Here is a 12,136-nt window from a genome sequence, read left to right as displayed (position 1 = left end):
CGGATCGTGGATCGGGGAAACGGAGTGTCGTCCACTCCTTTCCGTGCGACCGGTCCTGGCGTCGTTCGTCTGTCCGCCCTCCCCCCGCCGGGGAGAGGGCCATGCCTTACTGGTGGTCCAGCATCCCCAGGATGCGCTTGGCGATTACGTTGTTCTGGATCTCGCTCGACCCGCCATAGATCGAGACCGCCTTGCCCCACAGCCAGGTACGGGTCTGGTTCAGCTCCGCCTCGGTAAAGCCTTCGCCTTCCCAGCCGAGCCCGTTCATGCCCATGATCTCGATGCTCAGTTCCGCGCGGTCCTGCGTGATGCGGGCGCCGACATTCTTCATGATCGAGGTCGCGGCCGACGGCCCCTGATTGGATTTCGCTTCCATCGCCGCACGCCGCAGCGTCAGCGCGAAGGCGCGCGAATCCATTTCGTGCCGTACGATCCGCATACGCAGGTCGCTGTCGCTGACACGCCCCTGCTCGTCGGTGCCGCGATAATCCTTCGCCAGCGCGCCCATCGGCTTGCCCGCGAACATCCGCGCGGTCGATCCGCCGCCGGACAGGCTGGAACGCTCATGCTGCAACAGCCGCTTGCCGATCGTCCAGCCTTCGCCCTCGCGCCCGACCAGATTGCCCTTCGGCACGCTGACGTTGGTGAAGAACGTCTCGCAGAACGGCGAGGAGCCGGAGATCAGCCGGATCGGCTTCACCTCGACGCCGGGGCTGTGCATGTCGATCAGCAGGAAGCTGATGCCTTCATGCTTCTTCGTCTTGTCGGTGCGGACCAGCGCAAAGCACTTGTCCGCCCACTGCCCGCCCGACGTCCAGGTCTTCTGGCCGTTGACGATGTAGTGATCGCCCTTATCCTCGGCGAACATCTGCAGGCTGGCGAGATCGGACCCGGCGCCCGGCTCCGAATATCCCTGGCACCAGCGGATCTCGCCGCGCGCGATCGGGGGAATATGCTCCTGCTTCTGCTCTTCCGTGCCATATTCCAGCAAGGTCGGGCCGAACATCATCACGCCCATGCCGCCGATCGGGTTCCACGCCCCGATCCGCCCCATCTCTTCCTGCAATACGCGGATCTCGGCCTTGCTCAGACCACCGCCGCCATATTGCTTCGGCCAGCCGGGCACGCCCCAGCCCTTTTCGCCGACCGCCGCCTTCCACGCCGCCTCGTCCGGAGACAGGTCGGTCGGCCCGTCGATCGCTGACATGGCATTGTCCTTGCCCTTCAGCGCGGGCGGGAAGTTCGCGGCAAGCCAGTCGCGCGCGTCCTTGCGGAAAGTATCGATCGGGCTGGCGGGAGCGTCGAGTTCGGCAGCAAAAGCCATAATCCTCATCCTCGTTCTAAAATCTGAATATCGGGTATGGCGCCGGGATGACACAAAATGCCGCCATTGCAAAGCCAAGGTTGTGAATCCGCCCGATGACCGGCGCGCCGGGAAGCGATTGGCTCTGCCAGAGCGCGAACACGCTCCTTCGTCAGTGTCGCGCAGGTGGCGATCGATAGTCGATTCGATGATCGCACGAGGACCAGCGCCGGGATGATGGTCGCCTTCGCCCTCGCACAAATCTTGTACGGTCCGGACGTTCGGACCAGGCTTCATGATCAGCGCCGCTCTCGAGGGCGAATGCGCGCTTGAGATTGGCCCCCGCCCTTGCCAGTGCGATCCTGATCAACGTCCGCAATCACGCACCGCGGCTTGGGAACCCGGCGGATGAGGCGGGTTCTGTGTCGGCAACATAAGCGTCAGGACCAGCCGACCCGGCATAGAAAACAAAAGCCGCATCATGCCACTTTCACGCGAACCCCTACATTTCCCGTGCTGGTCGCCGCGACAATCCCACGTCGAGATGCGCGCCGGCATCGATCAGCATCGTCTCGCCGGTGATCGCGCGAGCGTCTGGGCCGAGCAGCATGACGATCGGGCCGGCGATATCGTCCGGGCCCGCAGCGAGGCCGAGCGGGGTCTTGCTTGCGATTGAGGCGTTGAGCGCGGCGAAACCGTCCTCGCCCAGCCGTTTCTCGAACCAGCCCGTGCCGACATAGCCGGGCGCGACGGCGTTGACGCGAATTGCGGGGGCCAGCGCACGGCCCAGGCTTTTCGTCATCGTCACCAGTGCGCCTTTCGAGGCGGCATAGGCGACCGACGATCCGTTACCGAACACGCCCGCGACCGACGCGACGTTGACGACCGCCCCCGCGCCGTTCCCGGCCTCGAACCCGGCCTGCATGGCGGCCGTGCAGGCGCGCACCATCTGGAACGGCCCGATCGTGTTGAGCCGGTAGATGTGGATGAAGTCCTCCGCAGTCAGGTCATCCATCGCCTCGTGATTGGCGAATTTCGTCCGCCCGGCATTGTTGACCAGATAGTCGATCCGTCCGAACGCCTCGACCGCCGCCGCCGCCAGCGCGCGGCAGGCGGCATCGTCCGCGACATCCGCCTGCACCGCGATCGACCCGTTGCCGACCGCCGCCGCCAGTGCTTCCGCCTCGTCACGGCTGGAGGCGTAGTTGACGACGCAGCGCACGCCGCGGGCCGCAAGCTTGCGCACCACCGACGCGCCGATCCCCGTACCGCCGCCGGTTACGATCGCGACCTTGTCCTGCATCATGCCGTCCCACTCCCTCGATTCCGTTTTTCGAACATCGCGTATGGCATTTCATCCCGCGCTGGCCTAGCGATCTCGACCTATGGCAACCGACCCCGACACCTTTTCGCCCGATGCTGCCACGATGCTGGCCAGCGACTTCGCCACTCTGCCCGACCTGATCCGTGCGCACGCACGCGGCCAGGGCGACAAGATCGCACTGGCGGAGGCGGGCGGCGAACTCGATTATGCCGGGCTCGACGCGCTGATGGACCGCGTCGCCGCCGGCCTGCAACGCGACGGCATCGCGCAAGGATCGCCCGTCGCGATCATCGCCGCCGCGAGCATCGAATATGCCGCCGTCTTTCTTGGCGCGCTGAGGGCCGGATGCGTCGCCACCCCGCTGGCGCCGTCATCGACCGGGGAAGCGCTGGTCGCGATGGTCGCCGATTGCGGCGCGGCGATCACCTTCATCGACGCGGACGCCGCGACCACGCTCGCCGGGCAACACGTGCCGGGCAAGCTGGTGCATCTGAAGTCGCTGGCGACATGGCTCGCGCCCGAAGGCAGCGTCCCGGCCCCGGTGACGATCGCGCCGCAGGACGGGTTCAACATCATCTATTCGTCCGGCACGACCGGCACGCCCAAGGGCATCGTACAGAGCCACGCGATGCGCTGGGCCCATATCGCGCGCAACGCCGCCGCCGGGTTCGACAGCGCGGTGACGATGATCGCCACGCCGCTCTATTCGAACACGACGTTGGTCAGCTTCCTGCCGACGCTCGGCTGGGGCGGCACGGTCGTGCTGATGAAAAAGTTCGATGCGCGCGGCTATCTGCAACTCGCCGAACGTCACCGCGCCACCCACACGATGCTGGTGCCGGTGCAATATCACCGCATCATGGCGCTGCCCGATTTCGACAGTTTCGACCTGTCGAGCTTCCGGTTGAAGACCAGCACCAGCGCACCCTTCTCCGCGGCGCTAAAGGCGGATGTCGTGGCGCGCTGGCCGGGCATGCTGCTGGAATATTACGGCATGACCGAGGGCGGCGCCTCCACCGGCCTCAACGCCACCGCGCACCCGGACAAGCTGCACACGGTCGGCGTGCCGCTGCCCGGTCACGAAATCCGCCTGATCGACGATGAGGGCAACGAAGTCGCGCCGGGCGAAATGGGCGAAGTGGTCGGTCGCAGCCCGACGATGATGACCGGCTATCACGGCCGCAGCGAAGCCACCGCCGCCGCCGAGTGGCACGATGCGGATGGCAACCGCTACATCCGCCACGGCGATGTCGGACGCTTCGACGAAGACGGTTTCCTGATCCTGATGGACCGCAAGAAGGACCTGATCATCTCTGGCGGGTTCAACATCTATCCGACCGATCTGGAAGTCGTCCTTCGGCAACACCCGGCGGTGTCGGATTGCAGCGTCATCGGCGTGCCGTCCGAAGCCTGGGGCGAGACGCCGGTCGGTTTCTACGTCCTCGATACCGGCGTCGCGGCGAGCGCGGAGGAAATCCGCCAGTGGGTCAATACGCAGCTCGGCAAGACGCAGCGTTTGTCCGAACTGCACGCGATCGAGGAACTGCCGCGCAGTGCGATCGGCAAGGTGCTGAAGCGCGAATTGCGCGATCGTCTCGCGGGAGAGGATGCATGACGTCGCTGATCGAAATCCTTGCCGCCGCCGCGCCGACCGAAACCGGCTTCACCGCGACGATCCCCGCCAACTGGCTGCAGGGGCGCACCGCTTATGGCGGCCTGTCCAGCGCGCTCGCTCTGCATGCGGCGCAAGCCTGCGAGTCCGACCTTCCCCCGCTCCGCTCCGCGCAAGTGTCATTCATCGGTCCGCTGGCGGGCGACGTGACCGTGACCGCGACCAAGCTGCGCCGCGGTCGCAACGCCGCCTTCATCCAGTCGGACATCACGTCCGAGGCGGGTCTGGGCTACCGCGCGATGTTCGTGTTCATGGCGCCGCAATCGTCGCGCATCGACCTCGACCGCGCCACGCCCGCGGCGCTTAAGCCGCCCGAAGCGGATACCAAATTCTATGTCGGGCCAGAGGGATTCTTCACCGGCAATTTCGAATTCCTCGACCAGAAGGAAGGGCTTGGCGACGCGGAATGGCTGCGCTGGGCGCGGTTGCGGGATCGCGACGGGCTGGACCCGATGGTCGAGGTTATGACGATCGGCGACGCATTGCCCCCGGCGGCGCTGAAGCTGTTCGGCAAGGATTTCGTGCCGTTGTCGTCGTTGACCTGGATCGTCAACCTGCTCACGCCCGCCCCCACGACGACGGATGGCTGGTGGCTGCTCACCGCTAAATCCGATTTCGCGCGGAACGGCTGTTCCAGCCAGACGATGGCGGTGTGGAATGCGGACGGCGTCAAGGTGGCGGAGGGCATGCAGAGCGTCGCGATCTTCGGGTAAGTAGCAACTTACGCCCCTTCCTACTTCTTACTCCCCTCCCTGGAAGGGAGGGGTTGGGGGTGGGTGGATGACCGCGTTACGGCTGCGATAAGCCTGTCGCTCCGGTACGCCCGGACGCCACCCACCCCCTGCCCCTCCCTGAGAGGGAGGGGGGAAGAAGTGGTTCTCTGCGACAAGCTGGGACCTCCGGATAGGCAGTCGACTTAGGCCTCCCACCTTCCTGCTCCCATCCCTTCCAGGGAGGGGATCAGTGCCACCTGCGACAAGTTGCGACACTTTTCCCCACCCGCTGACACATGCCAGTGACACCCCTGCGGCATTACGCTTCCAGGACGCGGATTGGCCGCGTTGCCCAACAGGAAGTCCAGGGTCATGAAGAAGCTTATCCTCGCCGCCGCTCTTGCCGGAACGATCGTCTCCGGTGCCGCCATCGCCGCGCAAAACGCCCCCGCCGCCCAGTCCGCGCAAAAGCCCGGCCGCATGGCACAGGCGGATACGAATGCCGACGGCACGATCACCCGCGCAGAATTCCTGGCCCAGGCCGGAACGCGCTTCGATGCGCGTGATGCCAACAGGGACGGAACGATCGCCGGCGACGAACTCGTCGGCCGTAACGGGCAGGCCCGCCCCGACGCCAAGCCGATGAGCCGCGCCGCCGCGATGGAACGCGCTGCCACGATGTTCGACCGGCTGGACACCAGCAAGGACGGCAAGCTCGACGCCACCGAACGCCAGGCGATGCGCGGCCGGATGGGCGCCAACCGCCGCGGCGGGCCGGATGGCCAGCACGCGATGCGTGGGGGCCATCACGGTATTCGCCTCGCCAAGGTCGATGCGAACAAGGACGGCCGCATCAGCCAGGACGAGATGCGCGCCCGCGCCGACAAGCGCTTCGCCCGGCTGGATGCCAACAAGGACGGCTTCATCGACAAGGCGGAAATCGCCACCGTTCGCGCGAAGATGAAGCATCGCGCGCCGGGTGCCGCCGCGCCGCGCCAGTCCGCCACCAACGGCTGATCGACCGACCGGGCCGGGCGGGACCATCCCGCCCGGCCCTTCCCTGCGGATCCCCCGCCTTTCCTGCTGGAAATATCATGCTAAGCCCCGATGCCATGGGAGACCTGCCACACCTGCTGCTCGTCGATGACGAACGCTCGATCCGCGAACCGCTCGCCACCTATTTCGGCAAGCAGGGGTTTCGCGTGACACAGGCGGCGGATGCGGAAACGGCACGGACGCGGCTTGCCGCCTACGCCATCGACCTCGTCGTGCTCGACATCATGATGCCGGGCGAGGACGGGCTCAGCCTGACGCGACACATTCGCGAGAATGGCGAGATACCCGTCATCCTGCTCACCGCACGCAGCGAGGAGACGGACCGTATCGTCGGGCTGGAAATGGGCGCCGACGATTATGTCGTGAAGCCGTTCTCGCCGCGCGAACTCGCCGCGCGGATCAAGGTGATCCTGCGCCGCGCCGCCGCCGGTGGCACGCGGCAGCACGCGCCCGACAGTGGGTCGTTCGCCTTTGCCGGCTGGGTCCTCAAATCCGGCGAACGGGCGCTGGTGGACCGCGAGGGCGTATCCGTCCCGCTGTCGACCGGTGAATATAATCTGCTGCACGCGCTGGTCACGCGCCCGCGCCAGGTGCTGACGCGCGATCAGTTGCTCGATCTGACGCAGGGGCGTGAAGCCGCCGCGTTCGACCGCGCGATCGACAATCAGGTCAGTCGGTTGCGGCGCAAGATCGAGGCGGATCCGAAGAACCCCGATCTGATCAAGACCGTGTGGGGCGGCGGCTATACGCTCGCGGCCGAAGTGACGCGGCTTTGATGCTGGTGTCGCAACGGGCGATCCGCGCATGATCCGCCGCCTGTGGCCGCGCAGCCTGGCCGGGCAGATGGCGCTGATCATCGCCGTCGCTTTGTTCTTTGCGCAGGCGATCAACTTCGCTCTACTGCTGCAGGAACGGAAGAATTTCCGCTACGAACAGGCGACCGGCCCCGCCGTCGCGCGGATCGTCGATGCGGTCGAACGCGCCAATGCGGGTGCGACGCTCGCGCGCAACAATGGTCGTGTCCGCGTGATGGACGCATCCCCGATCAAGCCGGGCGCCGAACATCGCGCGGAAATCGAACAGGGCGTGCGCGAGGCGTTGACCGAGGCCGGACTGTCGGTCGGGCGAATCCAGACCGGCGTTCGCGATATCCGCCCGGGCAGTCCCAGGTTGAAGGGTGTCAGTCCCCGCGTTGCGCAACGCATGGTCCGGCGCGGCGGCGAACTCGTCATCGCGGTCGAGCAGCCCGACGGTCGCTGGCTCGTCCTCAGCTCGCCCTGGCCGCGCGCCGATATGGAGATGGTGTGGCGCACGATCGCGCAGACGCTGATCCTCTACGGCATCGTGCTGATCCCCGTCCTTTGGATCGGCCGTCGCATCTCGCGCCCATTGCGCAGCCTCGCGGTCGCCGCGCGGGAATTTTACGCCCGGCGATGTCGACACGCCGATCGTGGAAGACGGGCCGCAGGACCTGCGCGACGTGGTCAGCGCGTTCAATGCGTTGCGGCTGCGCGTCACGGCGATGCTGGACGAGAAGGACCGCATGCTGGGCGCGATCGGCCACGATCTCCGCACGCCGCTCGCCGCACTGCGTGTCCGGATCGAATCGGTCGAGGACGATGCCGACCGTACCAAGATGGCCGACACGATCATGGAAATGGATCGCACGCTCGACGATATCCTGAGCCTCGCCCGGCTGGGCTGCCCGAGCGAAAAGATGACTGAGGTCGATCTTGCCGCTTTGGTCGATGCCGTGGTCGAGGATTTCCGCGATCTCGGCGCCGACGTTTCGTTCGACGAGGATACGCCGCGACTTCAGATGCGCCTGCGCCCGTCGCTGATGCGCCGTGCGGTCCGCAATCTGATCGAGAATGCCGTGAAGTACGGCACGTCCGCCGCGGTCACGATCGTCGCCGCGCCCGGCAAGGTCGAGATCGTCGTGGCCGATCAGGGGCCGGGCATACCGGAGGACCGTCTGGGCGACGTGTTCGATCCGTTCACGCGACTGGAGACGTCGCGCAACCGCGACACGGGCGGTATCGGCCTCGGCCTTGCTTTGGCGCGCGCGATCGTCGGCGATGCGGGTGGCGAGATCCTGCTACAGAACCGCACCGGCGGCGGGCTGAACGCGATCATCGCTCTGCCGCGGTGACTGGCCTGTATCTGAAAAATGTGGTGCGGGCGGTCGGAATCGAACCGACACTCCTTTCGGAACCGGATTTTGAGTCCGGCGCGTCTACCAGTTCCACCACGCCCGCATCGGCCAGGACGGAAGAGCGTTGCCGCTCCCGTAATCGCGAGCGGCGCAGATGGCATATCTCGCCGCGCCGCGTCCAGCCCCCTTTCGCCACGATCGCACGCTCGTCGGCTTTGACCGCAGGATCTGGAATGCGTGGTGCGGGTTATTCGCGCTATCCGACGTGGTAAGGAGGATCGTCCGATGACCTATGCCTACACGAAGATGCCGTCCCTGGTCGGCGAGCTGACCCTGATCGCCAGCGACACCGGCCTGACCGCGATCCTCTGGCCGAACGATCCCCCGTCACGCGTCCCCGCGCGCGACTCGGTCGAGGCCGACGACCATCCCGTACTGACCGAAGCCAAAAGCCAGCTAACCGCCTATTTCGCCGGCGAACTGAAGGTCTTCACCATCCCGCTCGACATGATCGGCACCGATTTCCAGAAGAGCGTCTGGGCCGCTTTACTCACGATCCCGCACGGCGAGACCCGAAGCTATGCCGACATAGCCCGCCAGATCGGCCGCCCCACCGCCACCCGAGCCGTCGGCGCCGCCAACGGCCGCAATCCCCCTCTCGATCATAGCCCCCTGCCACCGCGTCATCGGCAAAAACGGCAGCCTGACCGGGTTTGCCGGCGGACTGGAGGCGAAGGAGATGTTGTTGGCACTGGAGGGGCGGCGGCTGGTTTAGGGTTCGGAACGGTGGAATGAGAAGGTCTGCTTCTGACCAATAGTGGACGTCCGCGAATTAGGCGATTAACGGAAGCAACGGGGAGTTCCTTTGAATGCTACGTAGAATTACCGAACTTGTGGATAGAGACGTAGCGGAAAATTCCAAGCCAATCTCGATGGTCGGGGTAATCATCCCGTTTCTTCCGTTCATGATCTTTGTCGATGGGGCGCCTCTCGACAGCCATCCGATATTGGGAAGCTTAGCGTTCGCGGCAAGTATATGTTGGTTGCTGTTCGTGATGTGGCGGTATTTGAGGCACACACGGAGTAAGCTGGAAGGCTATGGAATCGTGATCGGTTCTCTACGTTTTTGGCGTCTGGTAATCGGGACGGGACTGCTCATCTCGTTCGTCACTGCCGGGATAATGTGGTTCGATAAAGATTAGGCTGACATGTTGGTATAGGCCGGTCCGCCGTCCGCTCTCCACAACCTCCCGACATCCCCCTCAACTCCGCGGAGCCTGTCGCCGGTAGCTGAGCGCCTCCGCCACGTGTAGCCGCCCTACCCCGTCACTCCCCGCCAGATCGGCGATCGTCCGGGCCACCCGCAGGATCCTCGTATAGCCCCGCGCCGACAATCGCATCGCCTCGCTCGCCTGCGCCAGCAGCTTGCGGCCGGCCTCGTCCGGCGTCGCCACCGCCTCCAGCAACGCGCCGTCGATCTCGGCATTGCTGCGCACCGGGTGATCCGAATACCGACCAGTCTGGATCGCGCGCGCCGCCATGACGCGCGCGCGGACCTCGGCCGACCCCTCCGCAGGCGGCGGCAGGACGAGGTCGGCGGCGCTCACCGCCTGCACGTCGATGTGCAGATCGATCCGGTCCAAAAGCGGCCCCGAAACCTTCGCCTGATAATCCGCCGCGCATTTCGGCGCGCGTGAGCACGCCAGAGCCGCATCGCCCAGATGCCCGCAACGGCACGGGTTCATCGCCGCGACCAGCTGCACCCGCGCCGGGAACGTCACATGCGCATTCGCCCGCGCGACGCTCACCGTTCCCGTCTCCAGCGGCTGGCGCAACGAATCGAGCACGGCGCGCTGGAATTCGGGAAGTTCGTCGAGAAACAGCACGCCGAGATGCGCGAGGCTGACCTCGCCCGGCTTCACCTTCAGCCCGCCACCGACCAAAGCCGCCATCGATGCGGAATGATGCGGGCTGCGATACGGGCGCGTTCGCGTCAGCCGGCCGTTCTGCAAATTACCCGCGACGCTCGCCACCATCGACACTTCCAGCGCATCGGCGGCGTCGAGCGGCGGCAATATGCCCGGCAGACACGCCGCCATCAGCGACTTTCCCGCGCCCGGCGGCCCGACCATCAACAGGTTGTGCCCACCCGCCGCCGCAATCTCCAGCGCGCGCTTGGCGGTCTCCTGCCCCTTCACCTGCCGCAGATCGGGTCCGGAAAATGCCTCCTCGGCATCGCCCGGTTGCGGCGGCGAGAGCAATCCGTGGCCCTTGAAGTGATTGAGCAACGACAGCAAATCCGGCGCCGCGATCACCTCGACCGATCCGGCCCATGCCGCCTCCGACCCCTGCGCCGCCGGACAGATCAACCCCTTCCCCTCCGCCGACGCATGCAACGCCGCAAGCAAAACCCCCGCCGACGGCGCGATCCGCGCGTCCAGCCCGAGTTCGCCCACCGCGACATATCCGCTCAGCGTCTCGGCATCGACCACGCCCATCGCCCCCAGCAGGGCGAGCGCGATCGGCAGGTCGTAATGCGATCCTTCCTTCGGCAGGTCGGCGGGCGACAAATTGACCGATATCCGCTTGGGCGGCAGCGCGAGCCCCATCGCCGCGATTGCGCCGCGCACCCGCTCGCGGCTTTCCGCCACGGCCTTGTCGGCCAACCCGACGACGATGAAATTCGGCAATCCGGGCGCGAGCGAAACCTGCACCTCGACGCTGCGCGCCTCCAGTCCGAGGTAGGCGACAGTCGATACGATCGCGACCATCCGCTTCATTCTCCCCCCGAAACGACTCGGTCTTTAGCTGTATTTTGCGAGGTGGGAAGACGTGTTCGCCCAAGCGCCGGCCAGCCAATTATACGCTTCGGGAAAAGCCCTTCTTTCTCAACGCAGTCGCGATCGCATTGCAACGCTGTCTTGTACAAACAAGACACCTGCACCACATGCCGCAGCGTGACCGAAGCGCCTTACACCCCCGGACGACCGGTCCAGCGCCATCCCGTGCGGCGACAGGCGGAACTGATCGGCGGCATCCTGCTCGTCATCTTCACGCCCGCGGTCGCGATCCTTCCCGGCCCCGGCGGCACGTTGGTCTTCGCCGGCGGAATGGTCCTGATCCTGCGCAACTCGCGCCTGGCGCGAAGGCGCTGGGCCCGCATCAAGCGCGGCTATCCGCGGATCGGCGGCTTCGTCGATCGCATGATGCGCCGGGGCAGCGCGTTACGGCGCCGCGCACGCGATAAAGCGTTGCAGGAAGGGGCGGCTGCGAATTGACTTTCACCCCGCCCTTGCCTAATGGCACCGCGATCAAGGCCGTCCCCGGGGCGGCCGTTTTTATTAAGAATACCCCCCAGGGTAAGAATTCTAGGGAATGACCGATGAAGCGGACCTTTCAACCGAGCAACCTGGTGCGCGCACGTCGCCACGGCTTCCGCGCACGTTCGGCAACTCCGGGCGGTCGCAACGTCCTGCGCGCTCGCCGCAACCGCGGCCGGAAGAAGCTGTCCGCCTAACTGATCCTGCCGGTTCCGTGCCCGTCACGGCGCCTGCGGAACCTGCCAACCTGACGACCCTCGCCGTCCGCCGCGATTTTCTCGCGGCGAATGCAGGCAAGCGTGCACCGATGCCGGGTTTCGTCCTGCTGGTGCGCGATCGTCAGGACGGTTCGCCCGATATGCGAATCGGCTACACCGTCACCAAGAAGATCGGCAACGCCGTCGTCCGTAACCGGATGAAGCGGCGGCTCCGAGAACTTGCGCGCGATCTGCTCCCGACCAACGGCATTCGCGGCGCGGATCACGTGCTGATCGGCCGCAACGGCGGTATCGAACGCGATTATGCGCTGCTGCGGACGGAACTCGCCAAGGCGCTGGCGAAGGTGATGCGGTGAGACGTCTCCACTCGCCCCA

The 12,136-nt window shown here is 65.9% G+C and carries 10 protein-coding genes, 1 tRNA gene and 2 pseudogenes; 9 read left to right on the top strand and 4 right to left on the bottom strand.

Annotated elements, in window-relative coordinates:
- Positions 1-106: 106 nt before the first annotated feature.
- Together H5J25_RS07995 and H5J25_RS07990 are read right to left on the bottom strand one after the other, a co-directional pair.
- The gene (locus H5J25_RS07995; protein ID WP_202095526.1) at positions 107-1,324 is read right to left on the bottom strand and encodes an acyl-CoA dehydrogenase family protein; all 1,218 of its coding nucleotides are present in this window, start codon (positions 1,322-1,324) and stop codon (positions 107-109) included.
- 481 nt (positions 1,325-1,805) lie between these two features.
- Positions 1,806-2,609 carry an SDR family NAD(P)-dependent oxidoreductase gene (locus H5J25_RS07990; RefSeq protein ID WP_225883437.1) on the bottom strand — a complete coding sequence of 268 codons (804 nt, stop codon included), beginning with the start codon at positions 2,607-2,609 and terminating at the stop codon, positions 1,806-1,808.
- A gap of 79 nt (positions 2,610-2,688) precedes the next feature.
- Between H5J25_RS07990 and H5J25_RS07985 the strand changes: the two genes are divergently transcribed.
- The 5 genes and pseudogenes from H5J25_RS07985 (at position 2,689) to H5J25_RS07965 (ending at position 8,220) form a co-directional block, all read left to right on the top strand.
- The gene (locus H5J25_RS07985) at positions 2,689-4,242 is read left to right on the top strand and encodes a class I adenylate-forming enzyme family protein (RefSeq protein WP_202095524.1); all 1,554 of its coding nucleotides are present in this window, start codon (positions 2,689-2,691) and stop codon (positions 4,240-4,242) included.
- Positions 4,239-5,012: a thioesterase family protein gene (locus H5J25_RS07980; protein WP_202095515.1), complete on the top strand. Its 774-nt coding sequence runs from the start codon at positions 4,239-4,241 to the stop codon at positions 5,010-5,012. Before H5J25_RS07985 ends, H5J25_RS07980 begins: the two co-directional genes overlap by 4 nt.
- A gap of 372 nt (positions 5,013-5,384) precedes the next feature.
- A complete protein-coding gene (locus H5J25_RS07975) occupies positions 5,385-6,029 on the top strand; it encodes a CREC-EF hand family protein (protein WP_202095513.1) in 645 nt (214 codons plus the stop codon).
- Between the two features lie 95 nt (positions 6,030-6,124).
- Positions 6,125-6,844, top strand: a complete 720-nt coding sequence (locus H5J25_RS07970) for a response regulator (protein WP_202096160.1) — start codon at positions 6,125-6,127, stop codon at positions 6,842-6,844.
- A gap of 67 nt (positions 6,845-6,911) precedes the next feature.
- A pseudogene (locus H5J25_RS07965) lies at positions 6,912-8,220 on the top strand (HAMP domain-containing sensor histidine kinase).
- Between the two features lie 21 nt (positions 8,221-8,241).
- Here the strand turns inward: H5J25_RS07965 and H5J25_RS07960 are convergent.
- A tRNA-Leu gene (locus H5J25_RS07960) sits at positions 8,242-8,326 on the bottom strand.
- Positions 8,327-8,508: 182 nt separating this feature from the next.
- On the opposite strand from H5J25_RS07960, the pseudogene H5J25_RS07955 reads away from it, so the two are divergent.
- Positions 8,509-8,998: pseudogene (locus tag H5J25_RS07955) on the top strand (methylated-DNA--[protein]-cysteine S-methyltransferase).
- A gap of 487 nt (positions 8,999-9,485) precedes the next feature.
- On the opposite strand, the gene H5J25_RS07950 reads toward H5J25_RS07955, so the two are convergent.
- Positions 9,486-10,994 (bottom strand): YifB family Mg chelatase-like AAA ATPase, encoded by a 1,509-nt coding sequence (locus tag H5J25_RS07950; protein WP_202096154.1) that lies wholly within the window; start codon positions 10,992-10,994, stop codon positions 9,486-9,488.
- A gap of 186 nt (positions 10,995-11,180) precedes the next feature.
- Here H5J25_RS07950 and H5J25_RS07945 point away from each other — a divergent pair, with 186 nt between their 5' ends.
- From H5J25_RS07945 to rnpA, 3 genes are all read left to right on the top strand, one after another.
- A complete protein-coding gene (locus tag H5J25_RS07945) occupies positions 11,181-11,501 on the top strand; it encodes a hypothetical protein (protein WP_202095511.1) in 321 nt (106 codons plus the stop codon).
- A 104-nt stretch (positions 11,502-11,605) separates the two neighbouring features.
- The gene (gene rpmH, locus H5J25_RS07940; RefSeq protein WP_055781084.1) at positions 11,606-11,740 is read left to right on the top strand and encodes a 50S ribosomal protein L34; all 135 of its coding nucleotides are present in this window, start codon (positions 11,606-11,608) and stop codon (positions 11,738-11,740) included.
- 50 nt (positions 11,741-11,790) lie between these two features.
- Positions 11,791-12,117: a ribonuclease P protein component gene (rnpA, locus tag H5J25_RS07935; protein ID WP_202096152.1), complete on the top strand. Its 327-nt coding sequence runs from the start codon at positions 11,791-11,793 to the stop codon at positions 12,115-12,117.
- Positions 12,118-12,136: the final 19 nt, after the last annotated feature.

Origin of the sequence: Sphingomonas aliaeris (assembly GCF_016743815.1) — a bacterium.
In the GTDB taxonomy this organism is placed as follows: domain Bacteria; phylum Pseudomonadota; class Alphaproteobacteria; order Sphingomonadales; family Sphingomonadaceae; genus Sphingomonas; species Sphingomonas aliaeris.
Note: the sequence above shows the minus strand (reverse complement) of the source record. Positions and strands in the feature narration are given on the sequence as shown.

Excerpts from the sequence above, each read along its gene's own strand:
- H5J25_RS07950 (WP_202096154.1), bottom strand. The coding sequence starts at position 10,994 with ATGGTCGCGATCGTATCGACTGTCGCCTACCTCGGACTGGAGGCGCGC.
- H5J25_RS07990 (WP_225883437.1), bottom strand. The coding sequence starts at position 2,609 with ATGATGCAGGACAAGGTCGCGATCGTAACCGGCGGCGGTACGGGGATC.
- H5J25_RS07985 (WP_202095524.1), top strand. The coding sequence starts at position 2,689 with ATGGCAACCGACCCCGACACCTTTTCGCCCGATGCTGCCACGATGCTG.
- H5J25_RS07970 (WP_202096160.1), top strand. The coding sequence starts at position 6,125 with ATGGGAGACCTGCCACACCTGCTGCTCGTCGATGACGAACGCTCGATC.
- rpmH (WP_055781084.1), top strand. The coding sequence starts at position 11,606 with ATGAAGCGGACCTTTCAACCGAGCAACCTGGTGCGCGCACGTCGCCAC.
- H5J25_RS07975 (WP_202095513.1), top strand. The coding sequence starts at position 5,385 with ATGAAGAAGCTTATCCTCGCCGCCGCTCTTGCCGGAACGATCGTCTCC.
- H5J25_RS07995 (WP_202095526.1), bottom strand. The coding sequence starts at position 1,324 with ATGGCTTTTGCTGCCGAACTCGACGCTCCCGCCAGCCCGATCGATACT.
- H5J25_RS07980 (WP_202095515.1), top strand. The coding sequence starts at position 4,239 with ATGACGTCGCTGATCGAAATCCTTGCCGCCGCCGCGCCGACCGAAACC.